The sequence below is a fragment of the Aminobacterium sp. EBM-42 genome (assembly GCF_001896635.1).
Classification (GTDB): domain Bacteria; phylum Synergistota; class Synergistia; order Synergistales; family Aminobacteriaceae; genus Aminobacterium; species Aminobacterium colombiense.
This window is the reverse complement of record NZ_MPPC01000007.1, coordinates 1-17,136: the sequence shown is the minus strand read 5'-3', so window position 1 is coordinate 17,136 and position 17,136 is coordinate 1. Positions and strand designations below refer to the sequence as shown.

Annotated in this window: 17 protein-coding genes; 8 read left to right on the top strand and 9 right to left on the bottom strand. The window is 47.8% G+C overall.

The window, feature by feature from the left end; translation table 11 throughout:
- Nucleotides 1-42: 42 nt before the first annotated feature.
- The 3 genes from BUC50_RS01565 to BUC50_RS01555 form a co-directional block, all read right to left on the bottom strand.
- The gene (locus BUC50_RS01565) at nt 43-1,992 is read right to left on the bottom strand and encodes a TRAP transporter permease (RefSeq protein WP_013049145.1); all 1,950 of its coding nucleotides are present in this window, start codon (nt 1,990-1,992) and stop codon (nt 43-45) included.
- A 78-nt stretch (nt 1,993-2,070) separates the two neighbouring features.
- Complete coding sequence (locus tag BUC50_RS01560) at nt 2,071-3,066, bottom strand: TAXI family TRAP transporter solute-binding subunit (RefSeq protein ID WP_286677062.1); 996 nt, start codon at nt 3,064-3,066, stop codon at nt 2,071-2,073.
- Nucleotides 3,067-3,122: 56 nt separating this feature from the next.
- Nucleotides 3,123-3,863: an FCD domain-containing protein gene (locus tag BUC50_RS01555; protein ID WP_286677061.1), complete on the bottom strand. Its 741-nt coding sequence runs from the start codon at nt 3,861-3,863 to the stop codon at nt 3,123-3,125.
- A 211-nt stretch (nt 3,864-4,074) separates the two neighbouring features.
- On the opposite strand from BUC50_RS01555, the gene BUC50_RS01550 reads away from it, so the two are divergent.
- A complete protein-coding gene (locus tag BUC50_RS01550; protein WP_286677060.1) occupies nt 4,075-4,878 on the top strand; it encodes an arsenite methyltransferase in 804 nt (267 codons plus the stop codon).
- 115 nt (nt 4,879-4,993) lie between these two features.
- Here BUC50_RS01550 and BUC50_RS01545 read toward each other — a convergent pair whose 3' ends face one another.
- Nucleotides 4,994-5,194, bottom strand: coding sequence for a cold-shock protein (locus BUC50_RS01545; protein WP_013049149.1), 201 nt, complete (start codon nt 5,192-5,194; stop codon nt 4,994-4,996).
- 288 nt (nt 5,195-5,482) lie between these two features.
- Here BUC50_RS01545 and BUC50_RS01540 point away from each other — a divergent pair, with 288 nt between their 5' ends.
- The gene (locus BUC50_RS01540; protein ID WP_013049150.1) at nt 5,483-6,337 is read left to right on the top strand and encodes a transposase; all 855 of its coding nucleotides are present in this window, start codon (nt 5,483-5,485) and stop codon (nt 6,335-6,337) included.
- 247 nt (nt 6,338-6,584) lie between these two features.
- Here BUC50_RS01540 and mscL read toward each other — a convergent pair whose 3' ends face one another.
- Nucleotides 6,585-7,043, bottom strand: a complete 459-nt coding sequence (gene mscL, locus BUC50_RS01535) for a large-conductance mechanosensitive channel protein MscL (protein ID WP_013049151.1) — start codon at nt 7,041-7,043, stop codon at nt 6,585-6,587.
- 381 nt (nt 7,044-7,424) lie between these two features.
- On the opposite strand from mscL, the gene BUC50_RS01530 reads away from it, so the two are divergent.
- From BUC50_RS01530 to BUC50_RS01510, 5 genes are read left to right on the top strand one after another with little or no spacing between them, the layout of a single operon-like run.
- A complete protein-coding gene (locus tag BUC50_RS01530; protein ID WP_013049152.1) occupies nt 7,425-9,083 on the top strand; it encodes an ABC transporter substrate-binding protein in 1,659 nt (552 codons plus the stop codon).
- Nucleotides 9,084-9,088: 5 nt separating this feature from the next.
- Nucleotides 9,089-10,063, top strand: coding sequence for an ABC transporter permease (locus BUC50_RS01525; RefSeq protein ID WP_013049153.1), 975 nt, complete (start codon nt 9,089-9,091; stop codon nt 10,061-10,063).
- Nucleotides 10,063-11,247, top strand: coding sequence for an ABC transporter permease (locus tag BUC50_RS01520; protein ID WP_013049154.1), 1,185 nt, complete (start codon nt 10,063-10,065; stop codon nt 11,245-11,247). Before BUC50_RS01525 ends, BUC50_RS01520 begins: the two co-directional genes overlap by 1 nt.
- Nucleotides 11,244-12,026, top strand: a complete 783-nt coding sequence (locus BUC50_RS01515) for an ABC transporter ATP-binding protein (protein ID WP_013049155.1) — start codon at nt 11,244-11,246, stop codon at nt 12,024-12,026. The genes BUC50_RS01520 and BUC50_RS01515 overlap by 4 nt, the downstream gene beginning before the upstream one ends.
- Nucleotides 12,023-12,850, top strand: a complete 828-nt coding sequence (locus BUC50_RS01510) for an ABC transporter ATP-binding protein (RefSeq protein ID WP_013049156.1) — start codon at nt 12,023-12,025, stop codon at nt 12,848-12,850. Before BUC50_RS01515 ends, BUC50_RS01510 begins: the two co-directional genes overlap by 4 nt.
- Here the strand turns inward: BUC50_RS01510 and BUC50_RS01505 are convergent.
- The 3 genes from BUC50_RS01505 to rfbD are packed head-to-tail and all read right to left on the bottom strand — an operon-like array spanning nt 12,795 to nt 15,516.
- A complete protein-coding gene (locus BUC50_RS01505; RefSeq protein ID WP_286677059.1) occupies nt 12,795-14,018 on the bottom strand; it encodes an MFS transporter in 1,224 nt (407 codons plus the stop codon). The two genes, BUC50_RS01510 and BUC50_RS01505, sit on opposite strands and share 56 nt — an antisense overlap.
- Before the next feature lie 33 nt (nt 14,019-14,051).
- The gene (locus BUC50_RS01500; RefSeq protein ID WP_211204278.1) at nt 14,052-14,663 is read right to left on the bottom strand and encodes a ribonuclease HI family protein; all 612 of its coding nucleotides are present in this window, start codon (nt 14,661-14,663) and stop codon (nt 14,052-14,054) included.
- Nucleotides 14,641-15,516, bottom strand: a complete 876-nt coding sequence (gene rfbD / locus BUC50_RS01495) for a dTDP-4-dehydrorhamnose reductase (RefSeq protein ID WP_013049159.1) — start codon at nt 15,514-15,516, stop codon at nt 14,641-14,643. Before rfbD ends, BUC50_RS01500 begins: the two co-directional genes overlap by 23 nt.
- 110 nt (nt 15,517-15,626) lie before the next feature.
- Between rfbD and BUC50_RS01490 the strand changes: the two genes are divergently transcribed.
- Nucleotides 15,627-15,893 (top strand): hypothetical protein, encoded by a 267-nt coding sequence (locus BUC50_RS01490; protein ID WP_148211359.1) that lies wholly within the window; start codon nt 15,627-15,629, stop codon nt 15,891-15,893.
- Here BUC50_RS01490 and glyA read toward each other — a convergent pair.
- Nucleotides 15,878-17,134, bottom strand: a complete 1,257-nt coding sequence (gene glyA / locus BUC50_RS01485) for a serine hydroxymethyltransferase (protein ID WP_013047610.1) — start codon at nt 17,132-17,134, stop codon at nt 15,878-15,880. The two genes, BUC50_RS01490 and glyA, sit on opposite strands and share 16 nt — an antisense overlap.
- Between the last annotated feature and the right edge of the window lie 2 nt (nt 17,135-17,136).

The following is a 17,136-nucleotide window of genomic DNA, read 5'->3' as shown; positions in this document are numbered from 1 at the left end:
AACATCCTCCCGTAAAATATCTTCTGAACAAAAAGGCGCCTGTTAGCTGTAGCTTACGGCATTTTCAAGTTTCAAAAACTTCTGTATGGCAAAGGCAATGGCAAAAAGAACTATTCCTAATAGAGAAACCTTAAAACTAGGGAAAATTAGCGCTATGCCTGCTATAACAAAAATAGCTCTCTCAACGACTTTGCACCTTCTAAACAAATATCCAGTTATAGCGACGTCAAAACAAAAGACCCCGGCAAAGGTTGTGATGACAGTAAACAATATTTGAGAAAGGGTTCCGTCCAAAAGGAGAGCGGGCTGAAAAATAAAAACATAGGGAACACAAAATATTGGAATCGCAAGTTTAAAGGCAGCTACCCCGGTAGACCATGGGCTTGTTTCCGCAATTCCGGCAGCACCGTAAGCCGCTGTAGCTACAGGAGGAGTTATATTACAAAGAATTCCAAAGTAGAAAGCAAATAAATGGCTTCCTAAGGTATGCAGCCCCATAGATGTCATTGCGGGAATTAATAGAACAGAGACGATTATGTACACCCCAACGGTCATCATTCCTGTGCCCAGTACAAGAGCAGTTATCATGACAAGAGGCAAGAGTATAAGGGCATTTCCTTTTGCAATTTCCACCAGGGAGGTGCTTAATGTATATCCAAGGCCTGACTGCATAACACACCCTACAATAATGCCTGCGCACGCACAAGCTGTTGTAACGGAAAAAGCCATCTGGACACCTGATTTTAAACCTGCGCATAAACTTTTAAGGGTGAATCGGGTTTCTTTTCTTATAAGGCTCACCGCAAGAAGAGAAATTATTCCCCAAAACCCCGCTCTGACCTCGCTAAAACCCATAACCATTATTAAAATCAGCACGATCATGGGCACTGCCAAATAGCTTCTCTGGAACAAATACCCCCAAGAAGGCAAATTGGCGTGATCTTCATCGGTAAGCTGTTTGAGGTTCCATTTCCGCGCCTCCAAATGGACTATCACATAGAGGGAAAAGAACCATAAGAGAGCCGGCACCAAAGCAGCTTTGCATACTTCGTTGTAAGAAATGCCAAGGAACATCGCTATGATAAAAGCCGCCGATCCCATGATGGGAGGCATAACTTGTCCGCCAGTGGAAGCCGCAGCTTCTACAGCCGCTGCAAAGGGCGGTTTATATCCCATTTTCTTCATAATTGGAATGGAAACCTGACCAGTGAGGAGGGCATTTCCTACGGCTGTTCCATTAACCATTCCTACTAGCGTACTAGAGACTATTGCCACTTTAGCAGGGCCACCAACAGATTTACCAACAAGCTTCATAGAAAAATCCATAAAAACATCCAGGATACCCGTTTCTATAAGCAAGCCGGCAAATATAAGAAAAACAATGACAAAGCTGGCAGAAGCACCTAACGGAGAGCCCCAAATACCCTCAAGATCCAGGTATTGGATATTAATAATTTCACCAATAGTAAAGGGTGCGTGACTTAAAAATCCGGGGAACCACGGCCCGGCGTAAACGTAAAAGAGGAAGAACACACTTACTATCACGATACCTAGACCAACGTGCCTTCGCGCGGCCTCTATGGTTAAAAAAAGGATGATACCGCCAATGATGATGTCGTAAGTATTTGGATTCCCCGCACGTAAAGGAAGAACAGTGCTGTTTGTAAAGGTATAGTACAAACTCACAGCTGCCAATAACGCGAATAGGATATCTAGCGATATCAACCACTTTTGGCCACTTGACTTATGGACGTCTTTAATCCTTTTTTCTATAGAGCTCAAAAAAACTAATACCAGAATAACCAAAAGGTGTGTCGCCCGGTGCTGGAAAGCTTCAAGTTGACCTACATAGGACGTAATTATGTGAAATAAAGCAAGCGATACAGTAACAAGACCAATGAAAGTAGAAAGAATGCCATTTTTTCTTAGTTCCGACCAGATGGTTTCTTCGTCGGGGATACCTAATATATGTTTTTTTATGTTAGCAAGCATAGGCCAACCCTCCTGTTTAATACTCTACGCACCGGTAGACACACTCTTTTGAAACGCTTTTTCTAAATTGACATCAAACTATTTAAGGGGCATACCTGCCTCGGGAATTTCCATACCCTTTTCTTTGTAAAATCTATAGGCCCCTTCGTGAAGAGGAAGCACTGTTCCACGAAGAGCGTTCTCAAGCTTAATCTGGCTCTTAAATGAAGCTGGCGCCGCGTCAACGAATCTCTCATAATTTTCCCAAAGAGCTTTGGTTATTTCATAAACCAGATCTTCAGGCAAATCTTTGTTGCAATAGAATCCACCGCCATAACCAACTGTGGTGATATCATTTTTCACACCGGAATATGCGCCAGCGGGGATAATCCATTTTTCCATACCATATTTTTCAGCCATTCTATTTAGCAAATCTTCAGGAAGCTGCAGGATATCGACAGCGGAAAATGTGTCTACATCCATAAACGCGGAATTGGGAGGCATTGTCAAAATTGCATAAAAATCAAGGTGTTTATCTTTCATCAGAAGAGCTCCGTCTGGGAAACCTACATACGTTGCTTTTCCAAGCATGTCATAAGAGATATTGGCTTCTTCTAGCAAACGGTCAAAAACGATTTTTCCCGTAAAACCTTCCTTACCAGGGCTAAAGGATTTACCTTTTAAATCATCTAAAGATTTGAAACCTTGTTCTTTTAGAAACAGGATGTGAAATGGTTCAATATATTGGTTTCCGATGTATCTCAAATTTTTTAATGGCTTTTCAAAGGGAACTCTACCTTCCCATGCATCAAGAGCCGTTCCACTATAGGAATATCCAATCTGTGCTCTATTGGCATCTACGTCCCTGCAGTTACTTACTCCGCCGCCAATCGTAGGGGAAGCGTTTGCGCCTTCTACCTTTTCTGTAATAATGCTTGCCAAAACTGACCCGCCGGAAAACCACGTGCCGCCCACAGTGCCTGTCGCTATTTTGAGGTATTTCGTACCCCCACTGGCCAAACCAATTCCAGAGAAAAGAAAGATGCATAATAACACTGACAAGATCCTTACTAGCTTTGTGTTGATTTTGCTCATGACCTTACCTCCTTTTAATCTTGTTTAAAATAGAGTGTTCAAACATAAGCACACCTTTAAATGCAGACACTTTCGTTAGACTCCTGTGTGGTTTTCTCCACAAAAGACAAATCTTTTAAGATGTTATTCAAATGTTCAGTCATAAGTTGGCGCGCTTCTTCTTTCTCTTTGTTTTTTATTGCCCTGTATATGGCTTTATGGTCTGACCCAATAGTGCTTCCGGCCTGATTTCTCAACCTCTCAACAATTGAAGAGTCTTGGCCGCCGTGCCGAATGACACGCAAGGCGGTTTCAATAATTCGATTCTTGGAGGCCCTGGCAATGGCGTCGTGAAACTTAACGTCAGTAACTGCCATACTCTTATTAGAAGCAAGTAATTTTTCCATTTCGTATAAGATTTTCTCGATTTCCCGCAAGTCTTCCAAAGTTGCGTTTTCTGCCGCAAGGGCGGCAGCTTCAGACTCTAAAGCACGTCTCGCAACCAAAATATCTCGCACATACGTACCTTCTTCTGTGAATAAAAATTGACTGAAATCCCTTAAAGATTCTTTTTTCTCTTGCAAAGAAAGAAGATACTTGAGGTATTCTTTCCCTTTATCGGAGAGTATCCTTCCCTGAAAACCAATCTTGTTGAGAAGTCCACCATCGTCTAACTTTCTTAAAATCCGTCCTACAGTGGCCTCTCCAAGTTGAAAGCCCTTCTTATCCAGAAAAACACGTATTGCCCCCGCACCCTGGGGAGTGTCGTTCATGGAAAAAAAAGAAAGAACTAGACATTCAATTTTTTTATTGCTCATCTGTACCCCTCCTCGCTGCTCATCACTGATGAGTAGCTTGTTATTATTATAGTCATTTTTTGCACAATGTCAAGAAGCTGAAGAAGCTGGTGCCAGGTCTTGAAAATGTGCATGAATGAATTTTTTCACAAACTGTGAGCTTTTGCTCGCTTTTGCCCATTTACATGACCCTGTGTGGTCTTATATATTTAAAATATTAGGGGGGAGAAATATGACTGATAAGAAAAAACATAAAGCAAAAAGCGCTGATGAAATCCGAAGTAAAATACGGGAGCGATATGGAGCTATTGCGCAATCCGGAACATCGTGCTGCGATCAGGGTGCTTCATGCTGTTCAGTCTCTTCACAACCTGATATTTCACAAGTGTTGGGATATTCTGATGCAGAACTTTCCTCCACAGCAAAGGGAGCAAATATGGGGCTTGGTTGCGGGAATCCTCTAGGAATTGCAAGCCTTAAGCCTGGAGACATCGTTTTAGACCTGGGATGCGGAGGAGGTTTTGACTGTTTTCTTGCAGCACAGGCTGTTGGAAAGGATGGTTTTGTTATAGGAGTCGACATGACTCCCAACATGATTGACAAAGCACGTTCCATAGCGGGAAAAGAAGGCTATTCCAATGTGGAGTTCAGACTCGGAGAAATAGAGCATCTTCCTGTAGCAGATGCCACTGTGGATATTGTTATATCAAATTGCGTTATTAATCTTTCTCCACATAAACAGCAGGTTTTTTGGGAAATATACAGAGTGCTTCGCAAGGAAGGGCGAGTCGCTATTGCTGATATAGTAGCTTTACAGAATCTTCCGGAAGAAATTCGAACAAATCAGAACGCTTATAGCGGGTGTGTTGCAGGAGCGGCCCTTGTTAAAGAAGTAGAAGAAATGTTAAAAAATGCTGGTTTCAAAGATATTATAATTACAGTAAAAGAAGAAAGCCGTGAATATATAAAAAACTGGTTTCCAGGGAGTGGCGTTGAAAATTTTGTGCGATCCGCATATGTCGAAGCTAAAAAGTAGCAGTGCCAGGTCTTGAAATTGTGCATTCCAGACTCTCACCGTATAGATTGCGCCCATGCTGGGCGCACACAAAAAAACGGCCTCGAAAGAGGCCGTTTTTATACTCAGCTGAGTCTTAAAGCTTGACTACGTTTGCTGCCTGGTCACCTTTAGCGCCAGCTGTCACTTCGAATGTAACTCTCTGACCCTCATCAAGAGTTTTAAAGCCATCTCCCTGAATAGAGCTGAAGTGAACGAACACGTCTTTGCCCTCGTCGCTGGTGATAAATCCATAGCCCTTTGTCGCATTAAACCATTTGACTGTTCCCTGACTCAAGTTGTTGCCTCCTAATTAAACGAGTAGCCGGCAAGTAACCAGCGATAGTAAAATTATCACATTTACATACAATGGTCTAGTAGGCGCCTTTCTTTTATACAAAAAACATTAAATGGTGCCAGGTCTTGAAATTGTGCAAAAGTGCACGGATTCACATAAAACAACGAGAAATCTTCGCTTTATAAAAATGATGTCTTAACAACTTTACAAAAAGTTCTTTATCTCTCTTGAATCTGTACCTACATGCATAATTTCACTTTTTCCTTTATGTATGCTATGTTATAAGGCATGGCAAGACCACTCCGAATTGAGTTCCCAGGAGCTCTTTACCATGTCACTTCCCGAGGAAACGCCCGGCAGAATATATTTAAAGACGATCTGGATCGTCGCCAGTTCCTAAAAATTTACGCCCGGAACTACAGTCGGCTTGGGTGGAGATGTTACGCCTATTGTCTTATGTCAAACCATTATCATTTTGTCATTGAAACACCCCTGCCTAATTTGTCCGCTGGCATGCGGGATTTGAACGGGAATTATACCCGCTTCTTTAACACGCGTCACGAACGGGTCGGCCATTTATTTCAGGGACGCTATAAAGCTTTTTTAGTCGATCGCGATGAGTATTTACTTGAAGCCGTTCGCTATGTAGAGCTAAACCCCGTTCGGGCGGAAATCGTAGCCAGCCCTGAAAAATGGAACTGGAGTAGCTACCGCAGCACTGTCGGGATAGCGAATTCGCCTGTTTGGCTTCATAGTCAGGAGGTGTTACAGCATTTTAACGGTTCTGCTTCTCAGGCAAAAATGGAGTATTCTAGTTTCATATCTGAGGGAATACCTCATTGTGATTCTATATATGATCTCGTAAAAAAGAACCTCTACTTAGGAAATGACAGCTTTGTGGGAAACATAGAAAAGGCCATTCGAGATCAGAAAACTTTATCCTCCGAGATTCCTCGCGAGCAACATCCAGAGAGCAAACCACATAAAAGTCTTTCTTATTACGAAAAAGCCTACACAGACCAAAGGGAAGGAATGGCAAGAGCTTACGAATCAGGCGACTTTACCATATCCGAAATTGCACGTTTTTATCAGGTTCACTACAGCACCGTAAGCCGCGTTGTCAAAAAATTTCGAAAAGAATAATGGTGAAGAACGGTGCCAAACTTTGGAAATGGGCAGTTTTATAGATGATGTACAAAGTGACATAAAAAAAGGGAAAGGTCCTATTACAGGCTCTCCTCTCCCTAGTTTTCCTTTGAACAAATGACAAAATCCAAAATGAATAAAACTTTCCTCTATCTATATTCCTCTCACAGTCTCTATATTCCTTACTTATCGCTCTACTTGGTGCCCTGAATCACTAATGCACATTTTCAAGACCTGGCACCATTTAGCTGGCTTCGAGGGTAGATGTGCAGGCTGGACATCTGACGGCTTTTTCTGGAATCTCCGTTAAGCAATATGGGCAAATCTTAACGGGAGCTTTGGGAGCAGGTTCTGGTGGCTTGCGCAGCCGGTTTATATTTTTAACAAGAATAAAAACAGCAAAAGCTACAATGAGAAAGCTGATCACCGTATTTAAAAACACCCCCAAATTCAGTGTGACCGCACCCGCTTCCTGGGCCTGGGTTAAAGAAACATAAGGTTTGGGAGTGGCACCTTCCTTAAGCACCAGATAGAGATCTTTAAAATCCACGTTTCCCAGGGCTAAGCCAATAGGCGGCATAATAACATCCTTTACAAGAGACGAAACGACTCCCCCAAATGCGCCGCCTATAATGATACCCACAGCCATGTCCAGGGCATTCCCCTTCACAGCAAACTCTTTAAACTCTTTTATTATTGACATTTTCCTTCCCCCCTGTCATTAAAAAGGTATTACATTATAATTATGTTGATTATAAACAGAAAGCTAAAATGTAACAACAGACACTTTTTCAACAAAATTGCAAAACAAAGTCTGTTTCGCGAAGGCCTTTTTGATACACTTGTCGGAACCAAAGTAGGCAATCTACACAATACGTTTCAAGGCATCTTAAGATCCGTCTGCTTAAAAAACACCTGCGGCTACTATACAGAATCTGATACCATGACACTATAAGTTCATAAATATTATACACAGCTAGATGGCTTCTAAACGCCATTATCAAATAGAGCGCCAATATAAAACAGGCATGATACCGCTATGGGTATGCAAAAATTCAAGACCTGGCACCGTGGGGGTGGGAGAATGAGACGATTTTCTATTTTGATTGGGGTTATTCTTTGTTTGAGCACTGCTGCCTTTGCTTTTGATGCCACCACTTTTAAGGGGCCGAAGGTAGAAGACCTTTATTTAGTTATTGTGCGGGATCCTGACGCCCAGCTGCTGGCCCTCGAGAAAGATGAGATTCATATTCTTTCTGACATTGCCCGGCCGGCTGATATAGAAAGGCTATCACAAAATTCTTCTGTGCTTATGTCCCTGGCCAAGGGGTTTCACGGCTTTTTCTTCGGTTTGAATCTTCGTACTTTCCCTTGGAACCGCCTTGAACTGAGACAGGCCGCCTGGGAAGCCATCCCCAGGGAGAAGCTTGTCCGCGATCTTTTTGCGGGGTACGCCGAACCCCTTTCAACTTTTTTGCCTCCTGCGTCTCCTTATTTTGAGGATGACGTGGTGAAGTATTCCCATAGTTTTGAAAAGGCTAAGGAACGTCTGGGCAACGCCGGCTGGAGCTGGAACAATAAGGGGATTCTTATGGCCCCAGCAGGGGAAGGCTCAACAGAGAAGATTACTCTTTCGCCCATGAAGCTTCTTTCTCCCACTGCTCAGGTGGCTCCAACAACCGCGGAGATTGCCGAGCGGATTGCCGCGTCTCTTCGGGGCATTGGCGTTCCCATAGAAGTGGAACCTATGGATTTTTCTGCCATGATCGCCCGCCTCGACGAGAGGAACTTCGATTCTTACGTCATGGCCTGGCAGATGACCCGTGACCCTGACTCCCTTTTCGCCTTTTACCATTCTTCCATGGATGTAAAGGGCGGCTACAATATTCCCGGCATTGCTGAACCTCGCCTCGATAAGGTTCTTGCTGAGCTTCGGTGGGCTCCTGACGAAGCATCTGCGCGGCAGGCTGCTTCAGAAAGCCAGAAGCTTCTTGCGGAGCTTGTTCCCGTGATCCCAATTTATAGCCGCTACTTTATTACGGCAGCATCTTCTTCGTGGAAGGGCTACGTGACCACTCCCTACGCTACAGCGGATAATACGTGGAGTCTTTTTCAGCTGGAACCAGCCTCCGGTGCTATGAAGCCGCTCCGCTGGGCCCTTTCAGATGAGCCCCGTTCACTCAACCCCCTTGCTGCAGGTTCGGCCTATGACTGGAGTGTGCTGGGATTTATCTATGATGCCCTCATTACCGTGGATCCGGAAACTCTTCTGGATTTGCCGTGGATTGCAGAGTCATGGACTATTGACACTGCCGATGGGGGAACAAGGCTGACCTTCCATCTGAAGGAAGGGCTCATCTGGCAGGATGGCCGTCCCATTACTGCTGGAGATAGCGCCTACACCATTCAGTATCTGCGAGAGCACCAGCCGCCCCGCTATTACGATTCTGTTCGGGATGTGGCCTCTGTAGAGACACCTGACGACCTGACCCTTGTGGTTACTATGAATTCCACCAGTTACTGGCACCTCCACAACATTGGCGGTCTGCCCATCTTCCCCCGCCATGTTCTTGAGCAGGTAAAGGACTGGCGAAGCTGGAAACCGGCTGAAACCTGGCTTGACAAAGATAAAAAACTCACCCAGCTCATGGGGTCGGGGCCTTTTATTTTCAGAGAATACCGTCCCGGCGAATATGTGCATCTTACCCGTAATCCCGCCTTCTGGCTTCTGAACAGCAGGTGAAAGAGATGAAAAATTACTGGTTGCGAAGGGTTGCAGGCTCTTTTCTGGTGCTGCTCGTAGTGCTCATTTTAAATTTCTTGCTTTTTCGCCTTATGCCGGGAGATCCTGTGGCCTCTATTCTCGATCCACGCTTTTCTCCTGAAGCAAAAGCTGAGTTACAGCGGCTTTACGGCCTCGACAAGCCTTTAAGCTTTCAGTTTTTGCTCTATATGAAACAGATGGTTACTTTCGAGTTTGGCTATTCCTTTTTAACAGGTCGCCCTGTATGGGATGAGCTGGCCTCGCGCCTTCCCAATACCGTGGCCCTTCTGGGGAGCGCCCTTTTCCTTTCCGCTCTTCTTGGAACCTGGCTCGGGATCCAGGCTGCGCTGGAACGGGGCCGCTGGCTCGAGAAGATGGTGCTATGGAGCGGTGCCGTTTCTTTTTCTTTCCCTTCTTTTTTCGTGCAGCTGGTGCTCCTCATGACCTTTGCCTACGCTATTCCGGTTTTCCCCTTGCGCGGGAGCATTTCTGTTCCTCCGCCCACGGCCTTCTGGGCCAGGGTTTCTGACTATATGTGGCATCTCGCCCTTCCTGTAAGCTCTCTGGTTCTTCTCAGTTTTGGCGGATGGGCCCTTTACGTACGAAATCTTATGGTGAGGGTTATGGGTGAGGATTTTATTCTCATGGGCCGTGCCCGAGGACTTCCACAGAAGCGCATTGTCTGGAATCACGCTTTCCGCACCCTCCTGCCTCCCCTTTTGACAATCCTCCTTCTCTCTTTGCCCGGAGTTATTTCAGGAGCGGTCATAACGGAAACTGTTTTTTCCCTCCACGGAGTGGGACGTTTTCTGCTCGAAGCGGTGACTGGTCAGGACTACCCTGCCGCCGGAGCTTCCTTTTACCTTTTAGCCATCATGACGGTGTTCTGCAACCTCGTCGCAGACCTGCTCTACGGCCTGGTCGATCCCCGTGTCCGCTTTGAAAGGAGGGGGCGCTGATGAGAGGCCTTTTCACTCGATGGAGTTTTATCACTCTCTTACTCCTTCTGTCCGTCGGTTTTCTTGGGTCTCACTTTTTTACCATTTCTCCCAACTTAGAGGTGGCGCCACCCTTTTCAACGCCCTTATGGCTTAACAGGAACCTTCCTCCCACCATGGCCATAACCCTTTCAGATACGTCGGTGGAGGCCCATGTGGATTGGGAGTATGAAGCCCCATCCCAGGTTCATCTTTCTGGGAAGGTGACCCTCGCCGCTCCAGCAGCCCTTATCTGGGAAACCCCGTCAAAAAGAATGATTCTTCAGAAGCTCCCTGGAGGAGCCAGCTTCTTTGACATTGACAGCCGAGACCTCTCCTTTAAACAGATGCTGGGGCTCAGCCCCTTCACCCAGGTAGCCGGAGCGCTTTTTTCAGAGAAGGGGAAATACTCCCTGAAGCTGGAACCTGCTCAGGCCATAGATGGAACCATCATCCTCCACCTGAAAGGAGGCCGATGGGGATTTCTGGGAACTGACCAGCGGGGGCGGGATATTTTTGCCCTCTTTATCGCCGGAATCCGGGTTTCTCTTATCGTCGGCATTTCTGCTACCCTTCTCGCTTCTTTGCTGGGGCTCTTCTTCGGCCTGGCAAGCGGATATAAAGGAGGTTGGGTGGATGGGGCCATTATGCGCGCCGTGGATATTCTTCTCTCCATTCCCATTCTTCCCATCCTTATGGTGCTTGCCGCTTTCTGGGGCAAGGGATTGTGGCAGCTAGTGCTCATACTTTCACTCTTTTCGTGGATGGGAACCGCCAGAACAGTTAGAGCCATGACGTTATCGCTGCGGGACAGCTATTATATTGAAGGGCTGCGCGGCCTTGGCGCACCCACCTTTTATATTCTGTGGCGCCATCTGCTGCCCGAGACCCTTCCCCTTCTTCTGGCCAATATAGCTCTGGGCGTTCCCGGAGCCATTCTGGCAGAGGCAGGTATCTCTTTTCTCGGCCTCTCCGACCCCCGCATCATCTCTTGGGGGCGAATGCTTCATGAAGCCCATTCCTTCGGGGCTTTCACCCAGGGAGCGTGGTGGATGCTGATCCCTCCGGGATTGGGCATTACTCTGCTGTGTCTGATTTTCCTTGACCTCGGCAAGTTTCTGGAGGAACAGGTGGATCCTCAACTGAAGGAGGCTCGTCGGCTATGATTGAAATCGTTGATCTTTCCATTACCTATAAAACCGAAAGCCACGACGTGTCAGCTGTAAAGAATGCCTTCCTCTCCATACCCCGTGGGAGGATCACTGGCCTTGTGGGAGAATCAGGGAGCGGAAAAAGTTCGCTGCTTATGGCCATTCCAGGACTCCTCCCTTCAAACACAGAGGTGTCTGGAGCCGTTATTTTCGACAATCTCAATCTTATCTCTCTCCGGCCGGAAATGCTCAACGCCATCCGCTGGAAGGATATCGCCCTCATCCCCCAGGGGGCCATGAATTCCTTTACTCCTGTGCTGACCATTGGGAAGCATATAGAAGAAGTTCTCGCAATCCATCTTGGACTTTCGGGAGAAGCGCGCAGACATCGCTGCCGCTCCCTTCTTGAGGAAGCTGATCTTGAGTGGTCCCTGGCCAATCGGTACCCTCATGAACTCTCTGGGGGACAGAAGCAGCGTGCCGCCATCGCCACAGCCCTGGCCTGCGACCCAGACTTTCTTCTCGCTGATGAACCGACTACCGCACTAGACGTCATTACACAAAAGGAAATTATCCTTACTTTGGAACGATTGGCCCGAGGCAGAAACATGGGCCTTCTCCTCGTAACCCACGACCTGCCACTGGCCGTCCAGATCTGCGACGCCATCGCCGTGATGCATGAGGGAGAGATCGTGGAAGAGGGGGCCCCCGCTGATATTGTCACAAAACCTCGCCACAGACATACGACACAACTCGTGAAAGCATTGCTGGAACTGGAAGGTGAATACGTATGACAAACCCTATAGCAAAGACAGATAAGGTTAGCGTCTTCTACCCCTCAAGGGATGGTAAAAATTCGGGACAATGGGCCCTTCGCAACATTTCCCTCTCTCTTCAGCAGGGGGAAAGTCTGGCTTTGATAGGAGAATCAGGAAGCGGAAAAACTTCACTTCTCAGGGTTCTGCTTGGTCTGATAAGTCCAACTGAAGGAAATGTGGAACTCTTTGGTGAGAACATCGACAAATGTTCCCACTCCCAGCTTATAGAGCTAAGGAGAAGATGCGGCTATGTGCCCCAGGATCCTTACGGAAGCCTGCCGCCCACCCTTACCGTCCTCGATGCTGTGGCAGAACCCTGGATTATCGTGAATGGGCGAAAATCTCGTCTTGAGGCCTATAGCAAGGCCCGCCGCCTTTTAAAAACCCTCGGCATAGAAGAGGAGCGCATTCTTCTATCAAGGGTCCGCTCCGGATTATCAGGGGGGCAGCGTCAGCGAGTTTCTATTGCGCGATCTCTGATTCTGGAGCCTGCCCTGCTGCTGTGCGACGAGCCCACAAGCATGCAGGACGCTTCTACCAGAAGTGAAATTATCCATGTGCTCAATGAAAGGGTGAAAGAGGGGATGGCCATGGTCTTTGTCACCCATGATCTCTATCTGGCCCGTGGGGCGGCAAAACGAGGCATTGTCCTCCTCGAGGGAGAATGTTGCGAAGAGAACTCTACAGAAGCCCTGCTCTCCGCACCGAAACATGCCTATACGAGGGCGCTTGTAGCAGCTATTCCTACGCTTTCCGCCATACGTGGAGACTCAGGAAAAACCCTCCGGCAAGGGCAGTAACCCCGATGAAGGCCATGACATTTCCCAAGCCAAAGAAGCCCCCTCCGTAGCTGATGATAAAAGGGGTAAAAATAAAACCCGATTCCATGAGCAGGGTGCCGATGGCAATGCCTTTGGGCCTCAGCCGCTCGGGAAAAACATCTGGCATAAGGGCCAGTATCATAGGAAAACCTAAACCCATTCCCAATCCATAGATGAGTCCCAAAAGGAAAAATGAATGGTTTGAAAAGGCAAAGCGCGTTCCAACCACAACAGCTCCCATTAAGGTGATGGCAAGGGCAGCTCCTGTTCTTCTGTCGATGAGGTCCATAAATCTCGTGGCAAAAAGCCGCAAGGAAAGAGAAACCCCGGCATTTGCGGCCACAAAGGAGCTGGCAATCAAACCTCGGGAGCGTATAAAGGCCGGCATATACTGTAATGTGGAGGTATTGACAAAAGACCAGGTTAAAAGTGTTAAAACAAGAGGCCAGAACCCTTTCACACGAACCATTTCACCCCAGCTGCCCCATTGCTGTGAAGAAGCCGGAAATACCACCTTTGAATCTTGGTCTGGCGAAAGGCTGTTTTCCTGAGAATCTGATTCAGAATTGACTTTGCTTTCTTTTGAGAAATTTTTGAGTTTCGGGAGGTTTTTTGAGATCAGGAACGTTGCAGCAGCGACGGCCGGTGCCAGGGCCAGAAAAGCTTGGACACTTATGGAGGAAATAAGAAACTCACTTAGAGGCACTATGGAAAGTTGCGGCAGCACATAGGCCACGGCTATCCACGCATAGAGGCTTCCCCTTCGCTCTTCCGGGATGCTCAGGGCCTGATACGTGGTCACAGCAAGCATGACAACGCCATAAAAAAGACCCATGAGTCCTCGAGCAACAAGGAGGGCATTAAAGGATCGGAAAAAGAGAAGAGGAATAGAGCAGCAAAAAAGAAAAACCGATGCGTAGAGAAGGCTTTTTCTCACCCCGAGCCTTTCGTTTAATATGCTGCCTGCCGGACGCATAAGCATGGAACCCACACTGAAGATACTCATGAGCCAGCCAGAGAGAGCCAAGGGGATCCCCTGCCGCTGCAAGGCTACAGGATACAAAAAGAACATAGATAGATAGGCTTGCCCAAGATAGGTAACGAGCCAGCACAGAAAAAAGGTCCGACGATCATACTCCGATGTCATGCCATGGGCCCCCCTTAAATTACTCTGCTGTTTTTAATCGAAAGACGGTTTTTGCTCTAGCTTTCGCAATGCCGCTTCAAGGTGCTTGCACTGCTTGCGATTGACAAATGCCGGGCAGGTACATGCCCGGTGAAGGATATCCACAGCATAATCTTCAGAACCGTGGGCAATGAAAATGGTGGGTGTGATCCGCTCTAAACGAACAGCATTCAAATCTGCCTTGAGAACTGCTTTTCCTGAATGCTCGTCAATAGCCTTATTCGACAGCAGGTCCGCATTGCTGTTTTCCTTTCTTGGAACCCACTCGAAGGTTGCCTGGCATCCTTTGAGCAGACTCTGGGCTTCCTCCCAGAGTTCCTTCAAGTGAGGGCTGTTGACCTTCCACTCTTTTTTCATCTGACAAATAACGAGACGGCTATCTCCTCGAATCACAATTTTTTTAATTCCTCTAAGCTGTATTTCTCGAAGGAGGAGGAGCAGACCTCCGTACTCAGCTTCGTTATTTGTTTGTGAGCCGAGGTAGGCAAACTTTTGCCATACCATGTGTCCTTCTTCGTTGTACAGAACAGCTCCAGCCCCGGCTTCACCGGGGTTTCCCCTCGACGCTCCGTCAAAATGACCGCTATACATTGTTGTTACCGCCATTTTTCTGCCCTATGGCTTTAAGGAAACGCAGGGTTGAATCTTCCCACCGCGGCATAAAAATGCCGAATTCTTCTAAGGGGAAGGAGTCAAGAGAGCTCATGGCTGGACGCTGGGCAAGGGTTCTGAATTCATTGCTCTGTGCCTGAACAATGTTCTTTTTCCATCCTATTTCTTTAAGGGCAAAAGAAGCCCACTCATAACGGCTGCACCGTCCGCTGCACGACAGATGATAGGTTCCCCACGCGCGAAGGGTTAGAAGTTCCATTACACGCTCCGCAAGATCAGGTGCGTATGTAGGGCTTGAGATCTGATCTGAGACAATTTTTAGCTCATCCTTCTCTCGGCTCCACCGCAGAACCTTTTTGAGAAAGTTCGATTCTTCCCTTCCTTCTGGCCCGAAGACCCAGCTCACCCGTACGATGAGAAAACGGCGGATGTGATCTTTTACAAATTCTTCTCCCAGAAGTTTTGTCTGTCCATATACATTAATAGGATCCGGTTTATCTGCGATGGTCCATGACCGGACGCTTTTTCCGTTAAAAACATAATCAGAACTGAAGGTTACAAGGGGAATCCCCAGTTCTTCTGCTGCGATGGCCAGGTTCCTTGGGCCAATGGCATTGACCATATAGGCGCCCCGCCAGTTCTGCTCGGCGCTGTCCACATCATTCCACGCCGCGCAATTTATAACGACATCAGGCTTTTCCTCCTGCATTCGTTTTCGCACTCTTGTGATGTCTGTTATATCAAGCTCCTGGCGGGAATATACAGCGAAAGGCAGATTTTCCTCTTTTAAAAGCCGCTGGAAGGCAAGGGCTAACTGGCCGCCCCCTCCTGTTATAAAAAACTTCATGCCTCTCTCCTCCCTAGATGTAGTGTTCAACATTCTATCATAATGGAAGCATTTTTCTGGAGTGTTATTGACCTTTCAAAACAAGAAAACGCTCGTAGAACATGATCGCCATGGCGGCAAAAAGGGCGAGAGCAGCTGCCACAAAGACCTGGATCATACCTAACTTGAGGGGTGGCGATGGGAATAAGGATAGTGAAGCTAAAAAGAAACTGCAGCTGCTTCTTGTCAGGAACGCGGACGGCATAAGCTGCCGGAAAGAACGGCGGTCAGTGGAAGGTTCGTTAAAAAGAGGGTCGGGAAATCATCCGACCCTCCATACTTATGGCCTTTTAAAAGCAAGTAACTTACAACGGCAAGACGCTTACATTCCCGCGTAGAGGGGATATTTGCCACAGAGATCAAGGACCTCGGCGCGGATGCGGGAAAGTACCTTATCGTTCTCTACGTTCTTCGCCACTTCGTCCATCCAGGACGCTATCTGCTCCATCTCGCTGGAACCAAAGCCGCGGGTGGTCACCGCCGGCGTGCCGATTCTCACTCCGCTGGTGATAAAGGGGCTCTGGGTATCGAAAGGCACTGTGTTCTTGTTCACCGTGATGCCTGCCTTGTCAAGGGCTGTCTCAAGGGCCTTACCCGTTACGCCACGGCTCGTGAGGTTGATCAGGATAAGGTGGTTGTCCGTTCCACCGGAAACAAGATGAAAATCATGTTTCAGAAGGGCTTCCGCGAGGGAGGCCGCGTTCTTGACTATTCTGCCCTGGTACTCCTTGAAGGACGGCTGAAGGGCTTCCTCAAAAGCCACTGCCTTGGACGCGATAATGTGCATAAGAGGACCCCCCTGCATACCGGGGAAGATGCTCTTGTCAACTCCCTTGGCAAAGGCCTCTCGGCACATGATCATGCCGCCGCGGGGGCCGCGAAGGGTCTTATGGGTGGTGGTGGTGACAAAGTCGCAGAATGGAATGGGGTCTTTGTGAAGCTTCGCCGCCACAAGACCCGCTATGTGCGCAATGTCGAACATCAGCAGAGAGCCTGCCTTATCCGCTATCTCGCGGAATTTCTCCGCGTCAATCTCACGGGGATAGGCGCTGCCCCCGCAGACGATGAGCTTAGGCCTGTGGGCTAGGGCAAGGCGTTCAACTTCGGCAAAGTCGATGGTCTCTGTATCTTTGCTCACTCCGTAAGGAATGATGTTGTACAACTGTCCGGAAAAGTTCACCGGGGAGCCATGGGTCAGGTGGCCGCCGTGAGACAAGTTCATGGCCAGAATGGTGTCGCCGGGCTCAAGGCATGTAAAGTAGACTGCCATGTTCGCCTGGGAGCCCGAGTGAGGCTGGACGTTCACGTGGTCGCAGCCAAAAAGCTGTTTCGCTCTGTCACGGGCAAGGTTCTCGGCTTCATCAACTACGTGGCAGCCTCCGTAGTAGCGGTGGGCAGGGTAGCCTTCCGCGTATTTATTGGTCAGCACTGATCCCATGGCGCACATGACGGCGGGGGATACAAAGTTCTCTGAGGCTATAAGCTCGATGCCGTGTTCCTGACGCTCCCGTTCACGGGTTATAACATCGGCTATGGCCCGATCCGTCTTCTCTAATTCTTCCCATGCTTTCTCAAACATAT

Coding starts and splice junctions, on each gene's coding strand:
- BUC50_RS01565 (WP_013049145.1), bottom strand. CDS start 1,992: ATGCTTGCTAACATAAAAAAACATATATTAGGTATCCCCGACGAAGAA.
- BUC50_RS01560 (WP_286677062.1), bottom strand. CDS start 3,066: ATGAGCAAAATCAACACAAAGCTAGTAAGGATCTTGTCAGTGTTATTA.
- BUC50_RS01555 (WP_286677061.1), bottom strand. CDS start 3,863: ATGAGCAATAAAAAAATTGAATGTCTAGTTCTTTCTTTTTTTTCCATG.
- BUC50_RS01550 (WP_286677060.1), top strand. CDS start 4,075: ATGACTGATAAGAAAAAACATAAAGCAAAAAGCGCTGATGAAATCCGA.
- BUC50_RS01540 (WP_013049150.1), top strand. CDS start 5,483: ATGGCAAGACCACTCCGAATTGAGTTCCCAGGAGCTCTTTACCATGTC.
- mscL (WP_013049151.1), bottom strand. CDS start 7,043: ATGTCAATAATAAAAGAGTTTAAAGAGTTTGCTGTGAAGGGGAATGCC.
- BUC50_RS01530 (WP_013049152.1), top strand. CDS start 7,425: ATGAGACGATTTTCTATTTTGATTGGGGTTATTCTTTGTTTGAGCACT.
- BUC50_RS01525 (WP_013049153.1), top strand. CDS start 9,089: ATGAAAAATTACTGGTTGCGAAGGGTTGCAGGCTCTTTTCTGGTGCTG.
- BUC50_RS01520 (WP_013049154.1), top strand. CDS start 10,063: ATGAGAGGCCTTTTCACTCGATGGAGTTTTATCACTCTCTTACTCCTT.
- BUC50_RS01515 (WP_013049155.1), top strand. CDS start 11,244: ATGATTGAAATCGTTGATCTTTCCATTACCTATAAAACCGAAAGCCAC.
- BUC50_RS01510 (WP_013049156.1), top strand. CDS start 12,023: ATGACAAACCCTATAGCAAAGACAGATAAGGTTAGCGTCTTCTACCCC.
- BUC50_RS01505 (WP_286677059.1), bottom strand. CDS start 14,018: ATGACATCGGAGTATGATCGTCGGACCTTTTTTCTGTGCTGGCTCGTT.
- BUC50_RS01500 (WP_211204278.1), bottom strand. CDS start 14,663: ATGGCGGTAACAACAATGTATAGCGGTCATTTTGACGGAGCGTCGAGG.
- rfbD (WP_013049159.1), bottom strand. CDS start 15,516: ATGAAGTTTTTTATAACAGGAGGGGGCGGCCAGTTAGCCCTTGCCTTC.
- BUC50_RS01490 (WP_148211359.1), top strand. CDS start 15,627: ATGGCGGCAAAAAGGGCGAGAGCAGCTGCCACAAAGACCTGGATCATA.
- glyA (WP_013047610.1), bottom strand. CDS start 17,134: ATGTTTGAGAAAGCATGGGAAGAATTAGAGAAGACGGATCGGGCCATA.